The sequence below is a fragment of the Pseudomonas sp. NPDC089530 genome (assembly GCF_050280705.1).
GTDB lineage: Bacteria > Pseudomonadota > Gammaproteobacteria > Pseudomonadales > Pseudomonadaceae > Aquipseudomonas.
In genome coordinates, this window is sequence record NZ_JBNNVU010000021.1 from 1 (window position 1) to 24,730 (window position 24,730).

At 62.6% G+C, this 24,730-nt stretch carries 25 protein-coding genes; 14 read left to right on the plus strand and 11 right to left on the minus strand.

The window, feature by feature from the left end:
- Window positions 1-786 (minus strand): Tex-like N-terminal domain-containing protein (locus ACQKQA_RS10960; protein ID WP_427556717.1); only part of this gene is annotated, 786 nt, incomplete at its 3' end.
- Between the two features lie 360 nt (window positions 787-1,146).
- Between ACQKQA_RS10960 and ompR the strand changes: the two genes are divergently transcribed.
- Together ompR and ACQKQA_RS10970 are read left to right on the plus strand one after the other, a co-directional pair.
- Window positions 1,147-1,887: a two-component system response regulator OmpR gene (gene ompR / locus ACQKQA_RS10965; RefSeq protein ID WP_427556719.1), complete on the plus strand. Its 741-nt coding sequence runs from the start codon at window positions 1,147-1,149 to the stop codon at window positions 1,885-1,887.
- Window positions 1,888-1,994: 107 nt separating this feature from the next.
- Complete coding sequence (locus ACQKQA_RS10970; protein ID WP_427556722.1) at window positions 1,995-3,308, plus strand: ATP-binding protein; 1,314 nt, start codon at window positions 1,995-1,997, stop codon at window positions 3,306-3,308.
- Between the two features lie 108 nt (window positions 3,309-3,416).
- On the opposite strand, the gene rimK is transcribed toward ACQKQA_RS10970, so the two are convergent.
- Together rimK and ACQKQA_RS10980 are read right to left on the minus strand one after the other, a co-directional pair.
- The gene (rimK, locus tag ACQKQA_RS10975) at window positions 3,417-4,322 is read right to left on the minus strand and encodes a 30S ribosomal protein S6--L-glutamate ligase (protein ID WP_044460643.1); all 906 of its coding nucleotides are present in this window, start codon (window positions 4,320-4,322) and stop codon (window positions 3,417-3,419) included.
- Window positions 4,319-4,801: an ATP-dependent zinc protease family protein gene (locus tag ACQKQA_RS10980; RefSeq protein WP_427556726.1), complete on the minus strand. Its 483-nt coding sequence runs from the start codon at window positions 4,799-4,801 to the stop codon at window positions 4,319-4,321. Before ACQKQA_RS10980 ends, rimK begins: the two co-directional genes overlap by 4 nt.
- A gap of 219 nt (window positions 4,802-5,020) precedes the next feature.
- Here ACQKQA_RS10980 and ACQKQA_RS10985 point away from each other — a divergent pair, with 219 nt between their 5' ends.
- A complete protein-coding gene (locus ACQKQA_RS10985) occupies window positions 5,021-5,419 on the plus strand; it encodes an RNA-binding S4 domain-containing protein (protein ID WP_427556728.1) in 399 nt (132 codons plus the stop codon).
- 88 nt (window positions 5,420-5,507) lie between these two features.
- Here ACQKQA_RS10985 and ACQKQA_RS10990 read toward each other — a convergent pair whose 3' ends face one another.
- Window positions 5,508-6,308, minus strand: coding sequence for a phosphatase PAP2 family protein (locus tag ACQKQA_RS10990; RefSeq protein ID WP_427556730.1), 801 nt, complete (start codon window positions 6,306-6,308; stop codon window positions 5,508-5,510).
- A 101-nt stretch (window positions 6,309-6,409) separates the two neighbouring features.
- On the opposite strand from ACQKQA_RS10990, the gene hslO reads away from it, so the two are divergent.
- Together hslO and ACQKQA_RS11000 are read left to right on the plus strand one after the other, a co-directional pair.
- On the plus strand, window positions 6,410-7,312 hold the full coding sequence (gene hslO, locus ACQKQA_RS10995; RefSeq protein WP_427556732.1) for an Hsp33 family molecular chaperone HslO: 903 nt from the start codon (window positions 6,410-6,412) through the stop codon (window positions 7,310-7,312).
- 179 nt (window positions 7,313-7,491) lie between these two features.
- On the plus strand, window positions 7,492-9,033 hold the full coding sequence (locus ACQKQA_RS11000; RefSeq protein ID WP_427556735.1) for a phosphoenolpyruvate carboxykinase: 1,542 nt from the start codon (window positions 7,492-7,494) through the stop codon (window positions 9,031-9,033).
- 194 nt (window positions 9,034-9,227) lie between these two features.
- Here ACQKQA_RS11000 and ACQKQA_RS11005 read toward each other — a convergent pair whose 3' ends face one another.
- Together ACQKQA_RS11005 and ACQKQA_RS11010 are read right to left on the minus strand one after the other, a co-directional pair.
- Entirely contained in the window at window positions 9,228-9,509 is a 282-nt protein-coding gene (locus ACQKQA_RS11005) for a hypothetical protein (protein ID WP_427556738.1), read from the minus strand.
- 197 nt (window positions 9,510-9,706) lie between these two features.
- Entirely contained in the window at window positions 9,707-10,060 is a 354-nt protein-coding gene (locus ACQKQA_RS11010) for a DUF1493 family protein (RefSeq protein ID WP_427556740.1), read from the minus strand.
- A gap of 191 nt (window positions 10,061-10,251) precedes the next feature.
- Here ACQKQA_RS11010 and ACQKQA_RS11015 point away from each other — a divergent pair, with 191 nt between their 5' ends.
- The 7 genes from ACQKQA_RS11015 (at window position 10,252) to ACQKQA_RS11045 (ending at window position 17,645) form a co-directional block, all read left to right on the plus strand.
- Window positions 10,252-11,457 carry a colicin E3/pyocin S6 family cytotoxin gene (locus ACQKQA_RS11015; RefSeq protein WP_427556743.1) on the plus strand — a complete coding sequence of 402 codons (1,206 nt, stop codon included), beginning with the start codon at window positions 10,252-10,254 and terminating at the stop codon, window positions 11,455-11,457.
- Window positions 11,454-11,684, plus strand: coding sequence for a DUF7683 domain-containing protein (locus tag ACQKQA_RS11020; protein ID WP_427556746.1), 231 nt, complete (start codon window positions 11,454-11,456; stop codon window positions 11,682-11,684). The genes ACQKQA_RS11015 and ACQKQA_RS11020 overlap by 4 nt, the downstream gene beginning before the upstream one ends.
- Before the next feature lie 22 nt (window positions 11,685-11,706).
- Window positions 11,707-12,246 carry a CbrC family protein gene (locus ACQKQA_RS11025; protein ID WP_427556749.1) on the plus strand — a complete coding sequence of 180 codons (540 nt, stop codon included), beginning with the start codon at window positions 11,707-11,709 and terminating at the stop codon, window positions 12,244-12,246.
- 250 nt (window positions 12,247-12,496) lie between these two features.
- Window positions 12,497-13,672 carry a tetratricopeptide repeat protein gene (locus tag ACQKQA_RS11030; RefSeq protein WP_427556752.1) on the plus strand — a complete coding sequence of 392 codons (1,176 nt, stop codon included), beginning with the start codon at window positions 12,497-12,499 and terminating at the stop codon, window positions 13,670-13,672.
- 67 nt (window positions 13,673-13,739) lie between these two features.
- The gene (locus ACQKQA_RS11035; protein WP_427556754.1) at window positions 13,740-14,864 is read left to right on the plus strand and encodes a polysaccharide deacetylase family protein; all 1,125 of its coding nucleotides are present in this window, start codon (window positions 13,740-13,742) and stop codon (window positions 14,862-14,864) included.
- Window positions 14,865-15,083: 219 nt separating this feature from the next.
- Window positions 15,084-17,018, plus strand: a complete 1,935-nt coding sequence (locus ACQKQA_RS11040; protein WP_427556757.1) for a RecQ family ATP-dependent DNA helicase — start codon at window positions 15,084-15,086, stop codon at window positions 17,016-17,018.
- 195 nt (window positions 17,019-17,213) lie between these two features.
- Window positions 17,214-17,645, plus strand: a complete 432-nt coding sequence (locus ACQKQA_RS11045; RefSeq protein ID WP_427556760.1) for an acyl-CoA thioesterase — start codon at window positions 17,214-17,216, stop codon at window positions 17,643-17,645.
- Window positions 17,646-17,776: 131 nt separating this feature from the next.
- Here ACQKQA_RS11045 and ACQKQA_RS11050 read toward each other — a convergent pair whose 3' ends face one another.
- The 4 genes from ACQKQA_RS11050 to ACQKQA_RS11065 all read right to left on the minus strand — a co-directional run bounded on the left by ACQKQA_RS11050 (window position 17,777) and on the right by ACQKQA_RS11065 (window position 22,769).
- A complete protein-coding gene (locus ACQKQA_RS11050; protein WP_427556763.1) occupies window positions 17,777-18,268 on the minus strand; it encodes a glycine zipper domain-containing protein in 492 nt (163 codons plus the stop codon).
- 334 nt (window positions 18,269-18,602) lie between these two features.
- On the minus strand, window positions 18,603-20,951 hold the full coding sequence (locus ACQKQA_RS11055) for an FdhF/YdeP family oxidoreductase (protein WP_427556766.1): 2,349 nt from the start codon (window positions 20,949-20,951) through the stop codon (window positions 18,603-18,605).
- Window positions 20,948-21,787 (minus strand): formate dehydrogenase accessory sulfurtransferase FdhD, encoded by an 840-nt coding sequence (gene fdhD, locus ACQKQA_RS11060; RefSeq protein ID WP_427556769.1) that lies wholly within the window; start codon window positions 21,785-21,787, stop codon window positions 20,948-20,950. Before fdhD ends, ACQKQA_RS11055 begins: the two co-directional genes overlap by 4 nt.
- A gap of 94 nt (window positions 21,788-21,881) precedes the next feature.
- Window positions 21,882-22,769, minus strand: coding sequence for a LysR family transcriptional regulator (locus ACQKQA_RS11065; RefSeq protein WP_427556772.1), 888 nt, complete (start codon window positions 22,767-22,769; stop codon window positions 21,882-21,884).
- 137 nt (window positions 22,770-22,906) lie between these two features.
- Between ACQKQA_RS11065 and lysM the strand changes: the two genes are divergently transcribed.
- The gene (lysM, locus tag ACQKQA_RS11070; RefSeq protein ID WP_427556775.1) at window positions 22,907-23,347 is read left to right on the plus strand and encodes a peptidoglycan-binding protein LysM; all 441 of its coding nucleotides are present in this window, start codon (window positions 22,907-22,909) and stop codon (window positions 23,345-23,347) included.
- A gap of 62 nt (window positions 23,348-23,409) precedes the next feature.
- Here lysM and yrfG read toward each other — a convergent pair whose 3' ends face one another.
- Complete coding sequence (yrfG, locus tag ACQKQA_RS11075; protein WP_427556777.1) at window positions 23,410-24,072, minus strand: GMP/IMP nucleotidase; 663 nt, start codon at window positions 24,070-24,072, stop codon at window positions 23,410-23,412.
- An 89-nt stretch (window positions 24,073-24,161) separates the two neighbouring features.
- Here yrfG and nudE point away from each other — a divergent pair, with 89 nt between their 5' ends.
- Complete coding sequence (gene nudE, locus ACQKQA_RS11080) at window positions 24,162-24,725, plus strand: ADP compounds hydrolase NudE (protein WP_427556779.1); 564 nt, start codon at window positions 24,162-24,164, stop codon at window positions 24,723-24,725.
- Window positions 24,726-24,730: the final 5 nt, after the last annotated feature.

A 24,730-nucleotide genomic window follows, 5' to 3' on the forward strand; every position in this document is an offset into this window, starting at 1 on the left:
TTCACCTGAATACCCGGCATTTCGCCCTGTTCGAGTCGCATAAGGGCCGTTATCGGCCACTGGCCGAGTGGACGCTGGTGCGCTGAATCCGTATGCTTCGTTGCGGCCGCGGAAAATCGCCAGGGCACGGTGCGACGGCATGCTTTTCAGCGGTTCGTCGTGTTCGAAGTAGTCGCGGAACTTGGCGCCTTCCTCTTCCTTGCCGGCGACAACGCGGGCACTGAGGATGGCTTCCTGCTTGAGGAAGTTGCGCAGTTTGTCCAGCAGGCTCGCGTCTTCGGCGAAGCGCTCCATGAGGATGTACTTGGCGCCTTCGAGGGCGGCCTTCACATCGGCCACGCCTTTTTCCGCGTCGACGAAACGCGCGGCTTCGCTTTCCGGGGCCAGGTTCGGGTCGTTGAACAGCCCGTCCGCCAGTTCGCCGAGGCCGGCTTCCAGGGCGATCTGGCCCTTGGTGCGGCGCTTCTGCTTGTACGGCAGGTACAGGTCTTCGAGGCGGGTCTTGGTGTCGGCCAGCTTGATCTCGCGGGCCAGTTCCGGGGTCAGCTTGCCTTGCTCCTCGATGCTGGCGAGGATGCTGACGCGCCGATCGTCGAGTTCGCGCAGGTAGCGCAGGCGCTCTTCCAGATGACGCAACTGGGTGTCATCGAGGCTGCCTGTCACTTCCTTCCGGTAGCGGGCGATGAAGGGCACGGTGGAGCCTTCATCCAATAGAGCGACGGCCGCTTCGACCTGTTGTGGGCGTACGCCGAGCTCCTCGGCAATGCGGCTGTTGATGCTGTCCATAAAACCACCTGACAAATTGTGAAAGCAGGCTCCCGGGCGGGGAAGTCAGGCCCGGCGAGTCTGGTTGAGCGGCCTGGCGTGCGCCGCTGCCTGTATCAACAGGCTGCCTGTTGACCCGTTAAATCGAACGATTACTGCCGGGCCGGTAAAAATAAAACACGGCCGCGGGCAATAACCATCAGAGGTTGCCTGACACAAAAGGCGGCGCATTATAACCAGCGTTCCCGTCTTCGGGGGTAGCGGCCCGCCGGCGGCCGACGGCGGGTTTTCTGGCGGTTGAGGAAAAATCTGCTAACAATGCACACGGTGCGTATAACGGCAGCTACGCCATAATGCGCACCGAGATAAAAGGAGCATCTGATGAGCAGCACTGCACAAACTGCCGAAGGCGAAAAAATTCTTATCGTTGACGACGACCCGGGGCTGAGCAGCCTGCTGGAGCGCTTCTTCGTCAGCAAGGGCTACCGTGCCCGCGCGGTTCCCAACACCGAGCAGATGGACCGTCTGCTGGGTCGCGAAGTATTCAACCTGGTCGTCCTCGACCTGATGCTGCCTGGCGAAGACGGCCTGACCGCGTGCCGCCGCCTGCGCAGCGCCAACAACCAGATCCCGATCATCATGCTCACCGCCAAGGGCGACGAACTGAGCCGGATCAAGGGCCTGGAGCTGGGCGCTGACGATTACCTGGCCAAGCCGTTCAACCCCGACGAGCTGATGGCGCGGGTCAAGGCCGTGCTGCGTCGCCAGTCGCCCTCGGTGCCGGGCGCTCCGGGCAGCGAAGACGAGAATGTCACCTTCGGCGACTACGAGCTGTCCCTGGCCACCCGCGAGCTCAAGCGCGGCGCCGAAGTGCACATGCTCACCACCGGTGAGTTCGCGGTGCTCAAGGCACTGGTGATGAACGCCCGCCAGCCGTTGACCCGCGACAAGCTGATGAACCTGGCCCGTGGCCGCGAGTGGGATGCCCTGGAGCGTTCCATCGACGTGCAGATCTCCCGTCTGCGCCGGATGATCGAGCCCGATCCGTCCAAGCCGCGTTATATCCAGACGGTCTGGGGCGTGGGTTATGTGTTCGTGCCGGATGGCACGCCCACCAAGTGACCGATGATTTGTAGGAGCGAGCGCCCGGGCCGGCAACCGACCCGGGCGCTCGCATTCCGCAACTCTGCGAGCGCGACTCGCTCCTGCAAAGCGTGTAATGGCTGTTTATGAAAACCCCGCTGTGGTTCCCGCAAAGCTTCTTCTCCCGCACCCTGTGGCTGGTGCTGATCGTGGTGCTGTTTTCCAAGGCGCTGACCCTGGTTTATCTGCTGATGAACGAGGACGTGCTGGTGGACCGCCAGTACAGCCACGGTGTGGCCCTGACCCTGCGCGCCTATTGGGCCGCCGATGAATCCAATCGCGACCAGATCGCCGAGGCCGCCGGGCTGATCAAGGTGGTCGGCAGCGGGGTGCCGGCGGGGGAGCAGCATTGGCCCTATAGCGAGATCTATCAGCGACAGATGCAGGCCGAGCTGGGCGCCGACACCGAAGTGCGCCTGCGCATGCACGCGCCGCCGGCGCTCTGGGTGCGCGCGCCGAGCCTGGGCGACGGCTGGCTGAAAGTGCCGCTGTATCCGCACCCGTTGCGGGGGCAGAAGATCTGGAGCGTGCTTGGCTGGTTCCTGGCGATCGGCCTGTTGTCCACAGCGTCGGCGTGGATCTTCGTCAGCCAGCTCAACCAGCCCCTCAAGCGCCTGGTCTATGCCGCCCGGCAACTGGGCCAGGGGCGCAGCGTGCGCCTGCCGATCAGCGACACACCGAGCGAGATGACCGAGGTGTACCGCGCCTTCAACCAGATGGCCGAGGATGTGGAACAGGCCGGACGCGAACGCGAGCTGATGCTGGCGGGGGTGTCCCACGACCTGCGCACGCCGCTGACGCGCTTGCGGCTGTCGCTGGAATTGATGGGCGACCACACCGACCTGACCGACGACATGGTCCGCGACATCGAAGACATGGACGCGATCCTCGATCAGTTCCTGGCCTTTATCCGCGATGGTCGCGACGAGTCGGTGGAAGAGGTCGATCTCAGCGACCTGGTGCGCGAAGTGGCGGCGCCCTACAACCAGAACGATGAAAAGGTGCGCCTGCGCCTGGAGCCGATCCCGCCGTTCCCGTTGCGTCGGGTATCGATGAAGCGCCTGTTGAACAACCTGATCGGCAACGCCTTGAACCACGCCGGTACCGAGGTCGAAGTGGCGGCCTATGTGTCGGGCGACACCAGCGCGCCTTATGTGGTGCTGAGCGTGCTGGACCGTGGCGCGGGCATCGATCCGTCGGAGCTGGAAGCGATCTTCAACCCCTTTACCCGCGGCGACCGGGCCCGGGGCGGCAAGGGCACCGGCCTGGGCCTGGCCATCGTCAAGCGGATCGCCTCGATGCACGGTGGCAACGTCGAGTTGCGCAACCGCGCCGAGGGCGGCCTGGAAGCGCGGGTACGCCTACCGTTGGGGCTGCTGCTGCCCAGGGATGCGGTTTGACCCGTAGCCGCTGCCGCAGGCTGCGATAAGGGCCGAAGGACCTTCGCTCGATTTGCGAATGCTGCGTCTGCTACGCAGCCGATCGCAGCCTGCGGCAGCGGCTACAACTCAGCCTTTTCCTTTGGTCCGGGTCATGTTCGGGCCACCGTTCTTCTCGATGTGCTCGATGATGATCCCTGCCACGTTCTTGCCGGTGGTGGTCTCGATGCCTTCCAGGCCCGGCGAGGAGTTCACCTCCATCACCAGCGGCCCGTGGTTCGAGCGCAGGATGTCCACGCCCGCCACGCTCAGGCCCATGACCTTGGCCGCGCGCAGGGCGGTCATGCGTTCTTCCGGGGTGATCTTGATCAGGCTGGCGCTGCCGCCACGGTGCAGGTTGGAGCGGAACTCGCCGGGCCTGGCCTGGCGCTTCATCGCGGCAATCACCTTGTCGCCGACCACGAAGCAGCGAATGTCGGCGCCGCCGGCTTCCTTGATGTACTCCTGGACCATGATGTTCTGCTTCAGGCCCATGAAGGCCTCGATCACCGACTCGGCCGCCGTGGCGGTTTCGCACAGCACCACGCCGATGCCCTGGGTGCCTTCCAGGACCTTGATCACCAGCGGCGCGCCGTTGACCATCTCGATCAGGTCGGGAATGTCGTCCGGCGAGTGGGCGAAGCCGGTCACCGGCAGGCCGATGCCGCGCCGGGACAGCAGCTGCAGCGAGCGCAGCTTGTCCCGCGAGCGGGCGATGGCCACCGACTCGTTGAGCGGGAATACCCCCATCATTTCGAACTGGCGCAACACTGCGCAGCCATAGAACGTCACCGAGGCGCCGATCCGTGGAATCACCGCGTCGAAACCTTCCAGCGGCTTGCCGCGGTAGTGGATCTGCGGCTTGTGACTGGCGATGTTCATGTAGGCGCGCAGGGTATCGACCACCACCATTTCATGGCCACGCTCGGTGCCGGCTTCGACCAGGCGACGAGTGGAATACAGACGCGGGTTACGCGACAGCACAGCGATCTTCATGCAACACCTGTGGCAGAGGTAGTGGATACCGGGAACACCGGTTTGTCTTGAACGTATTTGATCCCTGGATTGACCACCAACTGGCCATCGATCAGGGCTTTGGAACCGAGCAGCAGGCGATAGCGCATGGCCTTGCGGCAGGCGAGGGTGAACTCCACCCGCCACACCCGATCGCCGAGCGCCAGGGTGGTGCTGATCACGTAGCGCACCTGCGCCTGGCCGTTGGAGCTCTTGATGGTTTTCATCGTCACCAGCGGCGCTTCGCAACGCCGGTGGCGCAACTGCACCACGCTGCCCAGGTGCGCGTTGAAGCGCACCCACGGCTCACCGTCGCGCTCGAACGGCTCGATTTCGGTGGCATGCAGGCTGGAGGTACTGGCGCCGGTATCGATCTTGGCGCGCAGGCCGGCGACTCCCAGATCCGGAAGCGCCACCCACTCGCGCAGACCCACGACGGTCAAATGGTCAAATGTCTTCAAATGTGCTCAACCGCTGGGGAATCCGCTCGTACCGCCAAGCGGCCGAACTCGCGGTATTCACGCAGAAAAATGGGTAAAAGGCGACAGCTGTCCATGCCCGGCTCCACGACGCCCGGACGGGCTGTCGCGGAGCCTCGCATTCTAAACCGAGCCATCGCAATTCATGGCACGAGAGAAACGGTAGTACAGTTCGAAAATATTTCAGAATGAGGAAATGCCATGGCACAAAAAGCCGAAGACGACGACAAGGTCCGTCTGGATAAATGGTTGTGGGCGGCGCGCTTCTACAAGACCCGGGCCCTGGCCAAGGCCGCGATCGAAAGCGGCAAGGTGCATCACCGTGGCGACCGCTGCAAACCGGGCAAGGAGCCGAGGATCGGCGACGAGTACGAGATACGCACGGGGTTCGACGAGCGCACCGTGGTGGTCCGCGCCTTGTCGATCGTGCGGCGCGGGGCGCCGCAAGCGCAGACCCTCTATGAGGAAACCGCAGCCAGCATCGCCAAGCGGGAAAACGCCGCGGCCCTGCGCAAGGCCGGCGCCCTGGGCGTGAGCACCGATGGCAAGCCGACCAAGAAACAGCGTCGCGACCTGTTCAAATTCCACAGCCACGAATAAACAAGCCCCGCCTCCCTTGTAGGAGCGAGGCTTGCCCGCGATCAGCTGCGTAGCAGCTGTTGTTATTTAGCGGTACGCACCGCCAGGCTTAGGCCGCCTGCATCACACTCAGGCGCGACAGCAACGGCAACTTGCCCAGCAGGTTGAACAGCGGGTCGGTCAGCCGCAGCAACAGGTTCGATGCCTTGGCCGCGTACGGGGTGTAGTAGCCCCAACCCAGGGCCCAGACCGCCAGCAGCACGCCGCCGATATAGTCATCCTGGCCCCAGTGCGCGCCGGCCACCAGGCGCGGCAGCATGAACAGCAGGGTCAGGCCCCAGATCACCAGGAACTGGCCGATGGTGCGGCTGAATATCCCCATGAACAGCGCCCAGATCAGTAGCACCGAGGCGTGGTCGCCGGGGAAGCTCTGGCCGGAGCGATCCTTGAGCTCCCAGGCTTTTTCCAGGTGCGGGAAGTAGTCGCTCATGCGCACGGCGCCCTCGAGCATCATCGACGGGCTGCTGTGCTGCCAGCCCATGGCATCGGCGAGTTTGGAAAACAGCAGGCGGATCACCAGCATCAGCACCAGGATCGACAGGAAGCCGAAAAAGGCCCGGCGCACGTCCACCGCCTTGAACACCCAGTCGCCACGAATCAGCAGGATCAGCAGAATCAGCCCGACCACCGCGTCGAAAGGTCGCAGGCTGGCCACGGCCCAGATATTCAGCCAGGTGGAGTTGCTTGCAAGGGGAGCGTTCAGCAGGTGGAACAGCCATTCGTCGAACATCACGCAGAGCATCTGTCCGCTTGGCCACAACCAGAAACCCAGCAGGGCCAGAGGGAGTAAATTGCACAGGGCCAGCTTGCCGAGGTTCCACCTTGCTTGGAACAAGCTCGGATTGTTCATAAAATGCCTCCAATGGCAGAAAATCGCGCACCGTTATGGTGCAAAAAACGCAATTTTCATGCCTTGTAATCATTTTGTCATCATTTCAGATACCCAGACCTATGACTCATTTGCCGGATACCGACTTCACCCAACGCTTCATCTTCGATGAGAGCGACACCCGCGGCGAGCTCGTGGCGCTGGAGCGCAGCTATGCCGAAGTCCTTGCCAAACACGCCTATCCGGAGCCGGTCGCGCAACTGCTCGGCGAGCTGATGGCGGCGGCCGCATTGCTGGTCGGCACCCTGAAGTTCGATGGCTTGCTGATTCTCCAGGCACGTTCCGAAGGCCCGGTGCCGCTGCTGATGATCGAGTGCTCCAGCGAGCGTGAGATCCGTGGCCTGGCCCGTTACGACGCACAGCAGATCGCCCCGGACGCGACCCTGGCCGACATGATGCCCAATGGCGTGCTCGCCCTGACCGTCGACCCGACCCACGGCCAGCGTTACCAGGGCATCGTCGACCTGGACGGCGCTACGCTTTCGGAATGCTTCACCAACTATTTCGTCATGTCCCAGCAGACCGGCACCCGTTTCTGGCTGCATGCCGACGGCCGTCGCGCCCGTGGCCTGTTGCTGCAGCAACTGCCGGCCGATCGCCTCAAGGATGAAGAAGAACGCGCCGCCAGCTGGCAGCACATCACCGCGCTGGCCAGCACCCTGACCGCCGACGAGCTGCTGAGCCTGGACAACGAAACTGTGCTTCATCGCCTCTACCATGAAGAAGCCGTGCGCCTGTTCGATGTGCAGTCGCTACGCTTCCGTTGCAGCTGCTCGCGGGAGCGCTCGGGCAATGCGCTGGTCAGCCTGGGCCTGGAAGACGCACAGAAGTTGGTGGTCGAACACGGTGGCAGCATCGAGATCGATTGCCAGTTCTGCAACCAGCGTTACCTGTTCGATGCGGCTGATATCGGCCAGTTGTTCGCCGGAGCGGGTGTTGAGTCACCGTCAGATACTCGTCACTAAAACGTTTCAGCGCAGGTAAATCACCTGGCAAGCGCCGGATTAACGCCGTTCTGACGGGAGGACCCTACTCTTTTTGGGCTTTTCTGGCATAATCCGGCGCACTTTTTTCACGGTAGTAGTGCGCGACTTTCTACTACAAAACGTTTGGAGCACTCGGCCACTGGCCGACGGGGAACCTCATGACGCAAGCCAATAACGCCGTGTACACCGATCTGAGTGTTGACGATCTGGTTAAAGAAGCCCTGAACCGCGGTGAAGGCGAGCTTGCCGATACCGGCGCGCTGGTTGTTCGTACCGGTCACCGTACCGGCCGTTCGCCAGTCGATCGTTTCATCGTTGAAGAGCCGAGCACCCAGGACGCCATCGCCTGGGGCCCGATCAACCGCAAGTTCCCGGCCGACAAGTTCGACGCTCTGTGGGCTCGCGTCGAGGCGTTCAACAACGCGCAAGAGCATTTTGTTTCCCATGTGCATGTAGGTGCGGCCGAAGAGCACTACCTGGCTGTGAAGATGACCACCCAGACTGCCTGGCAGAACCTGTTCGGTCGTTGCCTGTTCATCAACCCGGCCCAGTACAACCCGGCGGGTCGTGAAGAGTGGCAGGTGCTCAACGTCGCCAACTTCGAATGCGTTCCAGAGCGTGACGGCACCAACTCCGACGGTTGCGTGATCCTCAACTTCGCACAGAAGAAAGTGCTGATCGCCGGCATGCGCTACGCCGGTGAAATGAAGAAAGCCATGTTCTCGGTGCAGAACTTCCTGCTGCCGGCCGCCGACGTGCTGCCGATGCACTGCGCTGCCAACATCGGTGAAGAAGGCGATGTGACCCTGTTCTTCGGCCTGTCCGGCACCGGCAAGACCACCCTGTCCGCCGACGAAAGCCGTTACCTGATCGGTGACGACGAGCACGGCTGGGGCGAGGGCGTGGTGTTCAACATCGAAGGCGGTTGCTATGCCAAGTGCATCGACCTGTCCGAAAAGAACGAGCCGGTCATCTGGAAAGCCATCAAGCACGGCGCCGTGCTGGAAAACGTGGTGCTGGACGACGCCAAGAAGGCCGACTACGCCGACGGCAGCCTGACCCAGAACAGCCGCGCCGCCTACCCGCTGGAGCACGTTGAAAAGCGCTCCGCGAAAAACCTCGGTGGCGAGCCGAACGCCGTGATCTTCCTGACCTGCGACCTGACCGGCGTACTGCCACCGGTGTCGATCCTCAGCGAAGAACAAGCCGCCTACCACTTCCTGTCCGGCTACACCGCTCTGGTGGGTTCGACCGAAATGGGCTCGGGCAGCGGCATCAAGTCGACCTTCTCCACCTGCTTCGGCGCACCGTTCTTCCCGCGTCCGGCCGGCGAATACGCAGAGCTGCTGATCAAGCGCATCCGCGGCTTCGGCTCCAAGGTCTACCTGGTCAACACCGGCTGGACCGGCGGTGGCTACGGCGTCGGCAAGCGCTTCAACATCCCGACCACCCGTGGCGTGATCGCGGCCATCCAGAGCGGCGCTCTGGTCGGCGCAGCGACCGAGCACCTGGACACCATCAACCTGGACGTGCCGCTGGCCGTACCAGGCGTCGAAACCGGCCTGCTCAACCCACGCAACACCTGGGCCGACAAAGCCGCCTACGACGAAGCCGCCAAGGCCCTGGCCGGCCTGTTCATCGAGAACTTCAAGAAGTTCGACGTGAGCGACGCCATCAAGGCTGCTGGTCCGAAGCTGTAAGCGTCGGGTCAGTGGTTAAGAAGCCGCCCTTCGGGGCGGCTTTTTTGTGGGCGTTGTTCAGCAGGTCACGTAGCCGCTGCTGCGGGCTGCAATCGACTGCGCAGCAGTGGTAAATCCATACGACCCGACCTGCCCGAAAGGCCGTGCCACAGCGGCTTCTATGATGCTTCGCGCTCGATCGCATAGGGCAGCGGCTACGGCGCCGGTGAATGTTGTGCGGTTTCCAGCAAGTCGCAGCCGTCCTGTACCAATAGATACAGTGCGTTGACGATATGACCGGAGTCTTTGCCATCGGCTTGTCGGAAGCTCAGGCAGCTCAGGGTTTCGAGTAGATCGGATGCGGCGCGCAAGCGTTGTCGGGCGCAGCTGTACAGGTCTGCTGTGTTGGCCTGGGTATCGATAAACAGCACCGGCGTATCGCTGAAGTTGCTGCGCAGTGGTCGATAGCTATGTAGGTGTGGATTCAATGTGTTCATGGGGTCAGTCCCGTTCGAGCTCAAACAAGTGCGCCAACAGTGGTGGCGTAGGTTCACTGTTGTCGGGTGACCAAACCCGCTCGCTGATTTTTCAGCGACAGTCCGAACTCTAGATAGCCTGCCTGGACCGCTCAATGAGCTGAATTCGACGCGGCTTGTAAGACGATTCCTTTTCGCAGGCACCACGAGTGATCACGTTAAATCCCCTCCAGTTCCCGCGTGTCCCAGCGCTGGGACTTGATCGCCCGATACAGCATGCCGATGGTCAGCGGGATCTTGTCGCCACGCCCCTTGGCCCGGCGCTTGAGGAAGACGTCGTAGCCTTCGGGCTGGAAGTAGCGGTAGGCGTCGTAGTCGATAAAGTCGATGACGAACAGCTCTTCCAGCGCCTGCATCAGTTGTTCGGCGTCCGCGCCGTCGCAGCCCAGGTCGCGGTTGATGGCGGTCTTCAGGCTGATGCCTTTGCGTTCGGGCAGGCCGATCTCTTCGTGCAGCAACTGCATGAGCTGGCGCATGGTCGGGTCGTCGGGGAAGCCGGGGGCGAGGTGCATGGTGGGTGTCCGCAGGGGCTGTCGGTGGTGCTGATCGGGCTCTAGTGTAGGGCCAAGCGCCGGAGTTGAACGAAAAAGAAAAGTCCCTCAAGCAGCTCGGATTTGCCTGACAGCCAGTCCCCCCTCGCGCTGGGTAACGTGAGAGCCCCGGTGGAAGGCCGGGGATTTCCCTGGCGACCGAGCAAAGGACTATGGCCCGCAACAAGGATGTGCCCCAGGTATGGCAGCACTACGACGCTGACGGTGGCGGTTATCGCCGCCTGCGCGATATGACGGTAAGCGAACTGGCCGAGCGTGACGAGGCACAGAGGCGTCATGAGCAGATGCTTGCCCGTCAGCAGGCCTATGAAGACCGGTTAACGAGTACACGGACGGAATCGCAACCTGAGCCTGCCGGTTGTGTGTTCGCCAAGTCTTGCAAGCTGCCGGACGCAATCATCGACTACGTCACCCCGACCGGCTTTATACCGACGGATGCGGTGGCGAACTACGGCGCGCTGACGCTGCTGGGCGGTCGCGAGGTCGAGGCCGGTGGCGGCCTGCCTCTCAAGCGCATCAGCGGTACGCTACCGGCCAATCTTGGTGCCTTGAGCCTGGGCGGCCTATCGACGGCGGGTGTGAGCACGACGGGCAGTGGGGCGGGGATTATCTCCTCGGGGGTGGCGGCCGGTGCGTTGCTGGGCTTGGTGGCCTTGCTCGCCCCGTCTAGCCTGGGGGATGGCGCGCTGTATAGCGAAGAGCAACTGCGTCAGCTCAAGCAGGCCCGCACCCGCTTGCGCCTGCGGGTCGAACAGCAGGCCGACGGCAGCCTCAAGGGCTACGGTTTCAACACCCAGGGGCGCCGCGAGTGGGAGATGATCCCGGTCGCTCAGTTCAAGGCTCATGGCGAGCTACAAGTAGCCGACCTGGGGGATGGCGTCACCCTCACCTGGACCCCAGCTGCGGACCTTGCGAGTACTACAGGGATACCGCCGCTGGAGGCCGCGCCACAGACTCCACCGATCTGGATTTTTCCGCCGACCGAAGCGGTGGAGCGGATCATTGTGAGCCCGATTTATCCGCCGGAATATCGGGATTTTATTCTGGTGTTTCCGGGGGGGGCGGGTGTTCAGCCGCTCTACATTGTGCTGAATGCACCAGCATCAGGATATGTTCCCGCACCGAGCGCTTTGCCTGGTTTTCCTGATGCTATTAGGGCAAAGCGGAAAACCTATGTCCAAGGAGGGGGTGGACAGCGTAAGCGTTGGAAAACGGCAAAAGGACTGATTTTAGAATGGGACTCTCGGCATGGTGCAGTTGAAATGTATGACAAGCGCGGCCGTCATCTTGGTGAGTTTGACCCGCTTACTGGTGAGCAAACTAAAGTTGCTGACAGAACAAGGAGCATAGAACCATGAAGTATCTCGTTGAGGCCTTTGATAAGAAAACCGAGCTGTTAGTTTTTGACGTAGAGCTACCGGTCGGTTGCGACGAGCGTGTGAAAGAGATCATGGGGTGGGCAGTGGATCCGCAAGGTTGGGAGGGCTATGACCTGAGTGCAGTGCAGTTGACTGAGTTTGAAAAGATTACTGAGAAAAAATTTGATCGCTCGGTATATGACTTCCAACTGACAGTGAATGGCTGACGGTCAATAATCAGGAGCACATATGAGCAGTAACCTTCCTTTTTTTCGTTATCACCCAGACCCGCTGGCAACCCGAAGCATTGAGGCTTCGACCACTTCTTGTGTGTGTTGTGGTCAGGCGCGTGGTTACATTTACACCGCATCGACTTATACCCGCCAGGATCTTCCGGATGACAGTCTGTGTCCTTGGTGTATTGCCGATGGCAGTGCGGCTAAGCGATATGAGTTGAGTTTTTCCGACGACTATCCACTGCTCCATCACGGCATCGATGAGGCGATTATTGCCGAAGTCTGCGAACGTACGCCCGGTTATGCCTCCTGGCAGCAGGAGCGTTGGTTATCTTGCTGCGATGACGCATGCGCCTTTCATGGCGATGCCAGTCGCGATGAGATCGAGAAGGTCGGTGCCGATGGCTTGGCTGAGCGCTTTGCCGATTTTGGCTGGTCGAGGGGAAACTGGCAGAACCTGATTGATGGCTATGAGCCAGGAGGCAATCCTGCGATTTATCGGTTTGACTGCCTGCATTGCAAGCGGACCCATTACGATCTGGATTTCACCTGATGCCAATTATTCTGTCTCGTTACGGCTGACCACTCTGCCAGAACAGGAACTCAGTGATGCTGGGTAGGGCTTTCTCCTCTCTAAACAAGCCACCCTCCAGTTCCACCCCTAAGCAACCTTCAGGAATTCCCGCAGGCGCCCGTTTTTACGATGGATTAGCGAGCCAACCCTGAAAAAACTGTGTATCGTGCCCGCCAAATCTGCCGGGTACCTTTGGGTGCCGACTTCATACACTTAAAGGGAATTAGGTATGCGCTTGTTTCGCGTGACTTCGATTTTTTCGCTGTGGGCATTGGCGTTTTCGGCGACGGCGCAGCAGCTGCCGGTCGAGGTGCTGAGTGCGGTGGTCAAGGACCAGAAGATCGCCGACGCCGAAGTGCTGGTGCAGCGCAATGGCGCGCAGAGCGTGGTCGGTCGTACCAATGCCCAAGGTCAGGTGACCCTGACCACCGATTTCGCCGATGACCCCAGCAATCTGCTGATCATCAAGAAGCCCGGCTATTCCAACCTGGTGGTCAAGTGCCCGTGCAGCGGCATGACCTACGCCATCAGCCCGGTGATGCAGAACCTCGACGGTCTGCGTGTGGTACTGACCTGGGGCGCCAACCCCAGCGACCTCGATTCGCACATGATCTTCCCGGGCAACAACATCTATTTCCGCAACCAGCAAGGCGATGACGCCCACCTGGACGTCGACGATATCGACGGCTACGGCCCGGAAACCATCACCCTGGAAAAGAAACACTACGGCGAAAGCTACGTGTACGCGGTGCATGACTACAGCAACCAGACCCGCCCGAATTCCAGCCAGCTCTCCGCCAGCCAGGCCAAGGTGTTCGTGTACATGGGCCAGTCGCTGGTGCGCACCTACTACGTGCCGCAGAACCGCAGCGGCAACCTGTGGACCGTGTTCCGCATGACCGGCAACGGCGACTTCCAGGACATCAACACCCTCAGCGGCGTAACCGTCGACGCGCAGGACGTGTTGAACGAAGTGTCGCCGCTGCTCGACGACAAAGTGGAAGTAGCCGCCGTCGCTGTCAGCAGCAGCGCCCAAGCCGATGCGAAAACCCTGAACCGCAAGGGCGAAGAGGCTTACCACGCCGGTAACCTGCAGCAAGCCATCGACTTCTACCGTCAGGCCATCGAGCTGAACAACAGCTACGGCCAGGCTTACAGCAACCTCGGCCTGGCCTATCAGAAAGCCGGCAACACCGCCGAGTCGATCTGGGCCAACCGCAAGGCCATCGCCCTGGCCAGCGGCAGTTCGGCGGCCACCGTGCGCGCCAGTTCCTACTACAACATTGCGCGGATCTACGAAGCGGCCGGCCAGTTCGCCGATGCCCTGCGTCACTACCAGTTGGCCAAGCAGCAGAAGGCCAACCCGGTGTACGACAAAGCCATCGAGCGGGTGCAGAACCGCTGATCCGCGGCGGCAAGGTTGACCCCATAACGCGCCGTCCCCGGCGCGTTATGCATTTATGGAGGTTGTTATGCGGGTTCTGGTTGTTGCCCTGATGTTGTCCCTGTGGACCGCCGTTGCCCAGGCGGCCGGCCCGATGGTGTTCGCCACCATCGACCGCAGTACCTGGCCGGGTTCGTTGGCCACTGAAGCGGGTTTCGATACCGCCTCACGCGCGGAAATCCTGATGTTCGGCAAGGCCCTGCTGGCCAGCGAGGCGCTGGACGATGCCAGCCTGCAGCAGCGCCTGGGGGTCAAAACCCTGGACCGCGACTCGGTCGAACAAGTGCGCGAGCGTTTCTGGATACGCTTGCTCAGCAGTTACCACAGTGCCAGCCAGGACTGTGAAGGCGCTGCGTTCTGTCCTCCGGTGCGCAACCTGGATGACCTGCGGCAGCTGGCCCAGGGCTTCACCGGAACGGTCAGCCCGGCCTATGACGCCTGGGCCCAGGCGAGCCGGCAGTTTCATGAGCAGTACCTGAACGAACAGCTGCGCCTGGCGGCCTTGTTCCCGAAGATCAGCAGTGAGATCGAGCGTTTCGACAACGCCGAACTGATGGGCGACGAGTTGGCGGACCGGCAGTTCCTGTTGACCTTCGACGACGGTCCGAGCGCCGCCGGTGGCCACACCGATACGCTGGCCAACGTACTGCGGGCCAACGATCTGCATGGCCTGTTCTTCGTCCTGGGCGAGCCGTTCCAGGCCCGTCTGCGCAAGTCATCGCCGGAGAAGATGCGCGAGTTGTACAACGGCCAGTGCGTCGCCCTGCATGGCTGGACGCACAAATCCCATAGCGCCTGGAGCGAATGGCAGCAGTCCGTCACCCGTTCCGCGACCCTGGTGCGCGGCACGTTGCCGGACGACTACCAGCCGCTGTTCCGCCCGCCCTATGGCCAGCGTTCCAGTGACAGCGCGGCGTTCTTCAAGGCCCAGGGAATCAAGGTGATGCTCTGGGGCATCGACTCCCAGGACTGGAGCAAGACCCTCAACGCCAGCGCGGCGAGCCAGCGGGTACAGACGCTGATGCTACTGTGGCGCCGGGGGATCATTTTGTTTCACGACATTCACAACAAGGCGCCTGCCGCAGTGCCGACGCTGATCGCCGCGAACAAGGGCAATGGCGTGAAATGGGTGGATTGCCGCGCGACGCGGTGAGCCCCGATTTTTATTGCGAGCCCGCTCGTTCCTACAGGTACGGCACGAGCGCCGACCGGCGCTCGATGGCTCGCGATACACCCTGAAAAACACCGCGTATCCCCCGCCACCCGCAGCTCTCCATCCTGCCTGTATCATCCCGTATCCTTTCTTCCCCGACCTTTTCCCGACCCTGTGCCAGGCTGCAAGGCACGTCAGCGGTCAAAGGAGTGACAGCTCATGCACGACACCCTCGAACAGGTCTTCGGTTATCCACAATTTCGTCCTGGCCAGGAGGCGGCGGTCAGCGCGGTGCTCGCCGGGCGCTCGGCAGCGGCGATCTTTCCCACGGGTTCCGGCAAGTCCCTGTGCTACCAGCTGCCGGCCTTGTTGCTGCCGCACCTGACCCTGGTGGTCTCGCCGTTGCTGGCGCTGATGCAGGATCAACTGGCGTTCCTGCAGCGACACGGTATCGCCGCGGCAAGCATCGATTCGGCGCAGAGCCGTGACGAGGCCAATGAGGTGATGGCGCGGGCCCGCTCCGGGGAACTGAAGATCCTGATGATCTCGGTGGAGCGCCTGAAGAACGAACGCTTTCGCAACTTCCTGCAGCAGGTGCGGATCTCCCTGCTGGTGGTGGACGAGGCGCATTGCATCTCCGAGTGGGGCCACAACTTTCGCCCCGACTACCTCAAGCTGCCGGACTATCAGCGCCAGTTCGACATACCCCAGGCGCTGCTGCTGACCGCTACCGCCACGCCCAAGGTGATCGCCGACATGCAGGCGAAGTTCGCCATCGCCGCGCAGGATGTGGTGACCACCGGTTTCTACCGGCCCAACCTCAACCTGCTGGTGGAGCCGGTGCGCGGGCCCGACAAGCGTCGGCGCCTGGTGGAGTGGCTGGGCGCGCGGCCCGGGCAGCCGAGCATCGTCTACGTCACCTTGCAGAAAACCGCCGAGCACGTCGCCGAACACCTGAGTCGCCATGGCATCCAGGCCGAGGCCTATCACGCCGGCTTGCCCCATGAGCAGCGCGAGGCCATCCAGCGCCGGTTCATGGCCGGCCAGGCCAATTGCATCGTCGCCACCATTGCTTTCGGCATGGGCATCGACAAAAGCGATATCCGCAATGTGGTGCATTTCGACCTGCCCAAATCCATCGAGAACTACAGCCAGGAAATCGGCCGCGCCGGGCGCGATGGACAGCCTTCCGACTGCCTGGTGCTGGCCAACCGCGACAGCCTCAACGTGCTGGAAAACTTCGTCTACGGCGACACGCCGGAATTGGAAGGCATTCGCTACGTGCTGGACGAGTTGCAGGGCGCGGCGCCCGACGGGCAATGGGAGTTCCTGCTGGGGCCGCTGGCGGACCAGAGCAATATCCGCCAGCTGCCGCTCAAGACCTTGCTGGTGCAGTTGGAGCTGCGTGGCCTGATTGCGCCGCGCTACGCCTATTTCGCCGAATACCGGTTCAAGTTCCTCGAGGAACCGGAGGTGTTGCTGGCGCGTTTCGAGGGCGAACGCCGGGCGTTCGTGGCGGCGATCATCGAGACGTCCAGCCGTGCCCGGACCTGGGCCACGGTGAATTTCGACGCGCTTTATCAACAGCACCAGGCCGAGCGCAGCCGGGTGGTGAAGGCCCTGGACTTCTTCCAGGAAAAGGGTTGGGTGGAGCTCGAAAGCAAGCAGATGACCGAGGTCTATACCCTGCTGGAGACGGGGTTCGAGGTCGAGGCCCTGAGCCGGCAACTGCATGCCTACTTCAAGCAGCACGAAAGCAGCGAAATCGCGCGGATCCACGCCATGCTCGAATTGTTCGCCACCGAGCAGTGCCTGGGGTATCGCCTGGCCCAGTATTTCGGCGATGGTCAGGCGCCGCAGCGCTGCGGACATTGTTCGGTGTGTCACGGTCAGGTGGCCCGTTTGCCGGAGCCGCCAACCTTGCCGGCGCTTGTGGATAAAAACTTCGAAGCGCTGTGCGGTGAATTTATCCACAGGCATCAGCAGCACAACGGCGCCGTCCCGGGGGCGGAACGGCTGACGCGTTTCCTGTGTGGAATCAGCGTACCGTTGTTCACCAAGCTCAAGGCCCGGTCGATCCCGGGGTTTGCGGTGCTCGAGGATTACCCCTATGCCGAAGTGCGCGAATGGGCCGAACATCACCTCAAGGACTGACAGGTACCTGTAGCCGCTGGCGCAGCCTGCGATCGGCTGCGTAGCAGCTGCAAATCCAGGCACTGCGGTATGTCTGGAGGCGGGTGGCAGGGCAAAGGGTTTGCCGCGTGTTAACGGCATGAGGTGAAATGAGCGTTGCCAGATCGATCACTATCGCGTGGTCACTTCTCTGCCCCTTACCCCGAGACCCACCCCATGACCGACCGCCTGCCACAACGCACCGACTACCGCCATTTCCAGCCGATCATCACCCGTTGGCACGACAACGATGTCTACGGCCATGTGAATAACGTCACTTACTACAGCTTCTTCGACACGGCGGTGAACACTTACCTGATCGAAGAGGGTGGCCTGGATATCCACGATGGCGAAGTGGTGGGGTTTGTGGTGAGTTCGGCCTGCGATTACTTTGCCTCGGTCGCTTTTCCCGAACGTATCGAGATCGGCTTGCGGGTCGGCAAGTTGGGTAACAGTTCGGTGCAGTACGAGTTGGCGGTGTTCAAGGCGGGGGAGGCGGATGCCTGCGCGGCGGGGCGCTTCGTGCATGTGTTCGTCGACCGGGCGTCGAATCAGCCGGTGGGGATTCCGGCCGGGCTGCGTGCAGCGCTGGAACGCTTGCTGATGTGAGGCATGAAAAAGACCGCAGCCTGCGGTCGGCTCCTTGGGGTTCATCCCGGGGGTGATGATGAACCCTGTGCTCGAGGAGCTGCCGTCAGGCTGCGGTCGTTGGTGTCAGCGGGCTGCGACCGTTTCAGGTCTTAGTCGCGCCAGTGACGTCGGTGCTTGTAGTGCCCGTAGGCATGGCCCCGACCTGGGTGGTCACGGTAGTAGCGACGGTCGTCATAGTCGCGGTAGCGGCGACCGTCTCGATCGTCGCGATCATCGCGATAGCTGGAGTTGCCCATATGGTTACCCAGCGCACCGCCGACGCCACCGCCCGCCGCCGCACCGATCAGGCTGCCGGTGGTGCCGCCCATGCTGCGGCCGACCACGTTACCGCCCGCTGCGCCCAGCGCACCGCCGATAGCGGCTTCGCCACGGCTGTGTCTGTCGGCTCCCACGGCGCTGCCGCCAGCGCCGCCCAGAGCCGCGCCGATGGTCGAACCGGTGCTGCCACCAATCGACTGACCGACGACCGAGCCTAGAACCCCGCCCAATGCGCCGCCTACACCCGCTTCAGTGGTGCCGCCGGCGGAGGCGATGCCGCTGACGAGGCCAAGGGACAACAAGAGAATCGAGGAGAACTTCATAAAGGAGCCTCAAAGGGATGACGGCGCGATCCTGAGGCTGTGGCGAGGGGCTTACAATCGAAATCCGACGAATAACACGAGTTGTACACAACCTCGTAACTTATTGTTTTTGGCTGGGAACTTACGCGATTTTCGCGGGTCTGTAGCTACTTGGAAAAGGCCGCTTTCGTAGGAAAGCGGCCTTTTTTGTGGGCGGGATTTATGGGGATGGCATGGCGTTGAGAACGCTTTGCCTCATCTGTAGGACGCAGCTTGCGCGCAATAAACGATAACGCGGTGTTTCAGATGTTCCGCGTCGTCGCTATTGCGGGCAAGCCCCACTCCTGTCGAGCCCTCAGGCCGACCTGGCCATGATCAAGCCGTTGTTGCTGGCCGCCTCCAGGCGGATCGCAATGAACTTCGAGGTCGGGGTATGGCTGCCGTCGCCGATGCTCTCCAGCGGCACCAGCGGGTTCACTTCCGGGTAGTAGGCTGCCGCCTGCCCCGCCGGAATATCGAATGCCAGTAGGGTGAAGCCCTTGACCCGGCGTTCGCGGCCGTCGTCCCACAACGAAACGATGTCGGCTTTCTGCCCCGGCTTGAAGCCCAGGCGGATGATGTCGGCTTCGTTGACGAACAGCACGTCGCGCTGGCCCTTCACGCCGCGATAGCGGTCGTCCAGACCGTAGACGGTGGTGTTGTACTGGTCGTGCGAGCGCATCGATTGCAGGATCAGGTCCGGCAGCTGCCCGGTGGCGCGGGTGCGTTCGTGCAGCAGATCCTTGGGCAACAGGTTCGGGCGGAAATTGGCGCGCCCCGACGGGGTGTTCCAGCGCCGGGCGCCAGCCGCGTTGCCGAGATAGAAGCCACCGGGGTTCTGCAGCCGCTCGTTGAAGTCCTTGAAGCCTGGAATGGTGTCGGCGATCAGGTCGCGGATGCGGCCGTAGTCGGCCACCAGCCAGTTCCAGTCCACCGGGTGGCTGCCCAGGGTGGCGGCGGCGATGCCGGCGAGAATCGACGGCTCCGAGCGCATCTGCTGCGACAGCGGCTGCAACTGGCCGTTGGAGGCGTGGACCATGCTGAAGGAGTCCTCCACGGTCACCGCTTGTGCGCCGCCACTTTGCAGGTCGATGTCGGTGCGCCCCAGGCATGGCAGGATCAACGCCTCCTTGCCATGGGCCAGGTGGCTGCGGTTGAGCTTGGTGCTGATCTGCACGGTCAGGTCGCAGTTGCGCAGGGCCTGGAAGGTCCGTGGGCTGTCCGGGGTGGCCTGGGCGAAGTTGCCGCCCAGGCCGATGAAGACTTTCGAACGGCCTTCGAGCATGGCGTGGATCGCCTCGACCACGTTGTGGCCGTTGGCGCGTGGCACCTTGAACTGGAAGCGCCGTTCCAGGGTATCGAGAAAGGCCACGGGCGGGCGTTCGTTGATGCCCATGGTGCGGTCGCCCTGCACGTTACTGTGGCCGCGTACCGGGCACAGGCCGGCGCCTGGGCGGCCGATGTTGCCGCGCAGCAGCATCAGGTTGGCGATTTCCTGGATGGTCGGCACCGAGTGGCGATGCTGGGTGATGCCCATGGCCCAGCACATGATCACGTTCTTGCCTTTGGCGTACATGCGTGCCGCTTGCTCGATTTCCACCAGGGTCAGGCCGGACTGCTCGACGATCGCCTCCCATGGGGTGTCGTCGATGACGCCCAGGTAGTCGAGAACGGCGGCGGTGTGTTCGTTGAGGAAGTCGTGGTCGAACACCGCCGGTGCGCCGCTCTTCTGCGCATCGCGCTCCCATTGCAGCAGGAACTTGGCCATGCCGCGCACCACCGCCATGTCGCCGCCCAGGGCCGGGCGGAAGTAGGCGGTGTTGGTCGGCTTGTTGCCGTTGGTGAGCATCTCGATCGGGTTTTGCGGATGCTGGAAGCGTTCCAGGCCGCGCTCTTTCAAGGGGTTGATGCACACCACCTGGGCGCCGCGCTTCACCGCTTCGCGCAATGGCTCGAGCATCCGCGGATGGTTGGTGCCGGGGTTCTGGCCCCAGACGAAAATCGCATCCGCATGCTCGAAGTCATCGAAGGTCACGGTGCCCTTGCCGACACCGATGCTTTGCGCCATGGCCACGCCGCTGGCCTCGTGGCACATGTTCGAGCAGTCGGGGAAGTTGTTGGTGCCGTAGGCGCGCACGAACAGCTGGTACAGGTAGGCGGCTTCGTTGCTGGCGCGGCCCGAGGTGTAGAACTCGGTCATGTCCGGGCTCGGCAGCGCCCGCAGGTGCTTGCCGATCAGGGCGAAGGCCGCGTCCCAACTGATGGGTTTATAGCGATCGGTCTCGGCGTCGTAGCTCATGGGTTCGGTCAGGCGACCCTGGTACTCGAGCCAGTAGTCGCTCTGCTCCAGCAGCGAGCTGACGCTGTGCTTGGCGAAGAACTTGCCGTCCACCCGGCGTTTGGTGGCTTCCCAGTTCACCGCCTTGGCGCCGTTCTCGCAGAATTTGACCATGCCGCTTTCCGGCGAGTCGCCCCAGGCGCAGCCCGGGCAGTCGAAACCACCGTTCTGGTTGGTCTTGAGCATCATGCGGATGTTCTTCAGCGCGTTGTCGCTGGTCAGCCAGGCCTGGGCGACGCTGATGAGCGCGCCCCAGCCACCTGCTGGGCCCTTGTAGGGTTTGTAGCGCGGGGTAGGTGTCTGTTCGGCTTGATGATGAGTGGTCACGCTTGATTTTCCATGGCTGGGCTGTAGACCCGCGGCGCACTTTTCTGCGGCAGGTGAATGAGATTGAGGTTGTGCCGGCGCGCCCATTGCAGGGCCAGGCCGGTGGGCGCCGACAGGCTGACCAGGGTCTGGATGCCGGCGCGCAAAACTTTCTGGATCAGCTCCAGGCTGCAGCGGCTGGTGACGATGGCCACACCGCCGGCGGTGGCGATGTTCTGGCGGATCAGCGCGCCGATCAGCTTGTCGAGTGCGTTGTGCCGGCCGATGTCTTCACGGCCCAGCAGCAGTTCGCCGCGGTCGTTCATGAACACCGCCGCATGCACCGCCCCGGAGTGCTGGCCCAGGGGTTGGAAGGCGCTGATGCGCTGGCGCAGGCCGTCGAGCCATTGGGCCGGCGGCAAAGGCGCACCAGGCAGCACCTTGAGGTCCGGCAGGGCCTGTTCCACGGCTTCCACGCCGCACAGGCCACAACCGCTGGTGCCGGCCAACTGCCGGCGCTGCTGCTTGAGGTTCCAGAAGGCGCGGCTGGAGATCTGCACCTGGGCGTACTGGGCCGAGCCGCTGCCGCTCAATTGCAGGTCGTAGATGTCCGAAGCGTCGCCGATGATGCCGCTGCCGAGGCTGAAGCCGACGATGAAGTCTTCCAGGTCGCTGGGGGTGACCAGCATCACCGCCTGGCTGATGCCGTTATAGGCGATCGCCAGCGCGACTTCCTCGGCGAGCGCGGTGCTGGCCGATTCTGTCTGGTCGAGATTGCTGTAGTGGTAGCTCTGACTGGCAGCGGGCGCGGGCGTTTTCGGGGCGGGCGTCGCGCAAGCCGGGCGCTGGGTTTTCATGGGGCATCACCGGCGGAATATCCAGATCTAAGACTAAGCGCGTCAAAGTGTCGCGTCTAATTGCTAGTACTGATGTTCCGATAGATGACGTCGATCAAGCCCCGCTTGGCGATTGTCGATACAGCGCGAAGCAGGCTTCCGCCAGGGCCGAACGCGGAGCGCTGCGACGCATGATCAACCCCAGCTGCGCCAGGGTCTGGGCGTCGCCGATGGGCTGCAGGCGCAGGTCGTCGGTGAGGGCTTCCAGGCCGCCGCCCAGGGGCATCACGGCGCAACACAGGCCACCGTGGACCATTTGCACCAGTTGGTGCACGGCATCGGTTTGCAGCAGCGGTTGCGGGCTGAGGCCGCGACTGTGGAAGTTGTGGTCGATGGACTGGCGGAAATGCATGCCGCTGGTGAGCATGCCCAGGGGCAGTTCGATCAGGGCTTCCCAGCTCAGGGGCTGGTCGCCGAAGTTGAAGAAGCGCTGGTCGTAGAGCAGGCCCATGCGGGTTTCGCCGAGGGCCAGGGACTCGAAGCGCTCGCTGTCCAGACGCTCCAGGTAGGACACCCCCAGATCCAGGCGATTGCTCGCCAGCTGTTCGAGGATCTGCTCGGAACTTAAGGCCGACAGCTCGAAGCGCAGGTTCGGGTGCGCCTCGTGCAACTGTTGCATCAGCGGCAGTGGGTCGAAGCTCGACAGCGGCACCACCCCCAGGCGCAGGGTCCCGACCAGATTGCCGCGACAGGCCGCCGCCTCGGCCTGCAGCCCATCGTAGGCAGCCAGCACGCTGCGGGCCCAGGCCAGCACCCGTTCCCCCGGGGCGGTGAAACCTTCGAAGCGCTGGCCGCGGTTGACCAGCGGCAGGTCGAGTTCTTCCTCAAGGCTGCGCAGGCGCATGGACAGGGTCGGCTGGGTGATGTGGCAGCGGGCGGCGGCCTGGCCGAAGTGTCGGGTTTCGTCGAGGGCGATGAGGAATTTCAGCTGCTTGATGTCCATCTTCGCTCCTGGGCGCTAGGGGGAGGCGATTCTAGCCTGCTTGCCGCGCAGAGCGTCATGGATCGATTTTGAACCTCGCCTTTGCGGGCTGGTCTAGTCTTTCGCGTCTGGACCCATAAACCCAAGGAGTGTGCACCATGAGTATTTTTAGCTTTGTGAAAGAAGCGGGCGAAAAGCTTATTGATCTGTTGACGCCGGGTAACGCCAATGCGAGCGAACAGCTGAAGGACCACATCGCCAAGGTCGGCCTGGGCAACCCCAACGTCCAGGCTACCGTGGAAGGCGACAAGGTCATCGTGACCGGTGAAGTCGCCAGTCAGGAAGAGAAGGAAAAGATCCTCCTGGCCGTGGGCAACATTGCCGGTGTCGGCAGCGTGGACGACCGGATCACCGTGACCGGTCCCGTGGCTGCCGCCGCGCGTTTCGTCACCGTGAAAAAAGGCGACACCCTCAGCGCCATTTCCAAGGCCGAGTACGGCGACGCCAACAAGTACAACAAGATCTTCGAGGCCAACAAGCCGCTGCTGTCGCACCCGGACAAGATCTATCCGGGCCAGGTTCTGCGTATTCCGGAATGATTGCGTAACGACCTTCGCGGGCAAACCTCGCTCCTACGAGAGGGAGCTTGCCCGCGATACAGTCATAGCCCCTCGATCAAGTCTCGATAATCCCCCACCGCGGCAAATTCCGCCGTGTCTTTCGGCCCCTTGCGGCTGTCCGGCTCACTCACCGCCAACAGATGGGCCACCCCGAAATTCCGCGCGCTGCGCAGGATCGGCAAGGTGTCGTCGATAAACAGGCTGCGCGCCGGATCGAAACCGATATCCGCCTGCAGCGCGTCCCAGAACTGCGGGTTCTCCTTGGCGAAGCCGTAATCGTGGGAACTGATCAAGCGTTCGAAGTAGGGCGCCAGTTCGACCTTTTCCAGCTTCAATGACAGCGAATCGCGGTGCGCGTTGGTGATCAGCACCACGCGTTTGCCGGCTTGTCTGATGGCCGCGAGGAAGGTGTCGGCGTCCGGGCGCAGGGCGATCAGGTGGGCGGTTTCCAGCTTCAGTTCGCGCACCGGCAGCTTCAGCTCGGCGCTCCAGAAGTCCAGGCAATACCACTGCAATTGTCCGGCGTTACGCTCGAACAGCGGCCGCAATTCCATTTCAGCCATGGCGCGGCTGACGCCATGCAGTTCGGCGTAACGCTGCGGCAGGTGCTCCAGCCAGAAATGGTTGTCGTAGTGCAGGTCCAGCAGGGTACCGTCCATGTCCAGCAGAACGGTGTCGATGTCGCGCCAGGGCAGTGAAGGCATGGAAAACGTCTCGCACAGTAGAAAGATATCCGACACAAACAATCGGGAAAGCCGCGCTATAGTAGCGCGTTCACGCCAAGGAGCCCTTTATGCGCCAGAAACCCACCGTACTCACCCGCGAGGTCGTCGCCACCAGCCGTCTGTTTTGCGTCGAGGCGGTGCAGTTGCGCTTTGCCAACGGTGTGGAACGCACCTACGAGCGCCTGGTGGGCAAGGCGGGCTACGGCGCGGTGATGATCGTGGCGATGCTCGATGCCGAACATGCGGTGCTGGTCGAAGAGTATTGCGGCGGCACCGACGCCTACGAACTGTCCCTGCCCAAGGGCCTGATCGAGCCCGGCGAGGATGTGCTGGCGGCGGCCGAGCGCGAACTCAAGGAAGAGGCCGGTTTCGGCGCGCGGCAGCTGGAGCACCTGACCGAGCTGTCGTTGTCCCCCGGCTACATGAGCCAGAAGATCCAGGTGGTGCTGGCCACCGACCTCTACGAAGAGCGGCTGGAAGGCGACGAGCCCGAGCCGATGCGGGTGGACAAGATCAACCTGCGCGAGCTGTCGGGCCTGGCGCAGAACCCGCAATTCACCGAAGGCCGCGCCCTGGCCGCGCTGTATCTGGCCCGTGACCTGCTGACCCAGCGCGGCGCCTTTCAAGCATGAGCGAA

Bases quoted from the DNA above. Each gene is read 5' to 3' on its own strand.
- ompR (WP_427556719.1), top strand. From the start codon at position 1,147: ATGAGCAGCACTGCACAAACTGCCGAAGGCGAAAAAATTCTTATCGTT.
- ACQKQA_RS10970 (WP_427556722.1), top strand. From the start codon at position 1,995: ATGAAAACCCCGCTGTGGTTCCCGCAAAGCTTCTTCTCCCGCACCCTG.
- rimK (WP_044460643.1), bottom strand. From the start codon at position 4,322: ATGAAGATCGCTGTGCTGTCGCGTAACCCGCGTCTGTATTCCACTCGT.
- ACQKQA_RS10985 (WP_427556728.1), top strand. From the start codon at position 5,021: ATGGCACAAAAAGCCGAAGACGACGACAAGGTCCGTCTGGATAAATGG.
- ACQKQA_RS10990 (WP_427556730.1), bottom strand. From the start codon at position 6,308: ATGAACAATCCGAGCTTGTTCCAAGCAAGGTGGAACCTCGGCAAGCTG.
- hslO (WP_427556732.1), top strand. From the start codon at position 6,410: ATGACTCATTTGCCGGATACCGACTTCACCCAACGCTTCATCTTCGAT.
- ACQKQA_RS11000 (WP_427556735.1), top strand. From the start codon at position 7,492: ATGACGCAAGCCAATAACGCCGTGTACACCGATCTGAGTGTTGACGAT.
- ACQKQA_RS11005 (WP_427556738.1), bottom strand. From the start codon at position 9,509: ATGAACACATTGAATCCACACCTACATAGCTATCGACCACTGCGCAGC.
- ACQKQA_RS11010 (WP_427556740.1), bottom strand. From the start codon at position 10,060: ATGCACCTCGCCCCCGGCTTCCCCGACGACCCGACCATGCGCCAGCTC.
- ACQKQA_RS11015 (WP_427556743.1), top strand. From the start codon at position 10,252: ATGGCCCGCAACAAGGATGTGCCCCAGGTATGGCAGCACTACGACGCT.
- ACQKQA_RS11020 (WP_427556746.1), top strand. From the start codon at position 11,454: ATGAAGTATCTCGTTGAGGCCTTTGATAAGAAAACCGAGCTGTTAGTT.
- ACQKQA_RS11025 (WP_427556749.1), top strand. From the start codon at position 11,707: ATGAGCAGTAACCTTCCTTTTTTTCGTTATCACCCAGACCCGCTGGCA.
- ACQKQA_RS11030 (WP_427556752.1), top strand. From the start codon at position 12,497: ATGCGCTTGTTTCGCGTGACTTCGATTTTTTCGCTGTGGGCATTGGCG.
- ACQKQA_RS11035 (WP_427556754.1), top strand. From the start codon at position 13,740: ATGCGGGTTCTGGTTGTTGCCCTGATGTTGTCCCTGTGGACCGCCGTT.
- ACQKQA_RS11040 (WP_427556757.1), top strand. From the start codon at position 15,084: ATGCACGACACCCTCGAACAGGTCTTCGGTTATCCACAATTTCGTCCT.
- ACQKQA_RS11045 (WP_427556760.1), top strand. From the start codon at position 17,214: ATGACCGACCGCCTGCCACAACGCACCGACTACCGCCATTTCCAGCCG.
- ACQKQA_RS11050 (WP_427556763.1), bottom strand. From the start codon at position 18,268: ATGAAGTTCTCCTCGATTCTCTTGTTGTCCCTTGGCCTCGTCAGCGGC.
- fdhD (WP_427556769.1), bottom strand. From the start codon at position 21,787: ATGAAAACCCAGCGCCCGGCTTGCGCGACGCCCGCCCCGAAAACGCCC.
- ACQKQA_RS11065 (WP_427556772.1), bottom strand. From the start codon at position 22,769: ATGGACATCAAGCAGCTGAAATTCCTCATCGCCCTCGACGAAACCCGA.
- lysM (WP_427556775.1), top strand. From the start codon at position 22,907: ATGAGTATTTTTAGCTTTGTGAAAGAAGCGGGCGAAAAGCTTATTGAT.
- yrfG (WP_427556777.1), bottom strand. From the start codon at position 24,072: ATGCCTTCACTGCCCTGGCGCGACATCGACACCGTTCTGCTGGACATG.
- nudE (WP_427556779.1), top strand. From the start codon at position 24,162: ATGCGCCAGAAACCCACCGTACTCACCCGCGAGGTCGTCGCCACCAGC.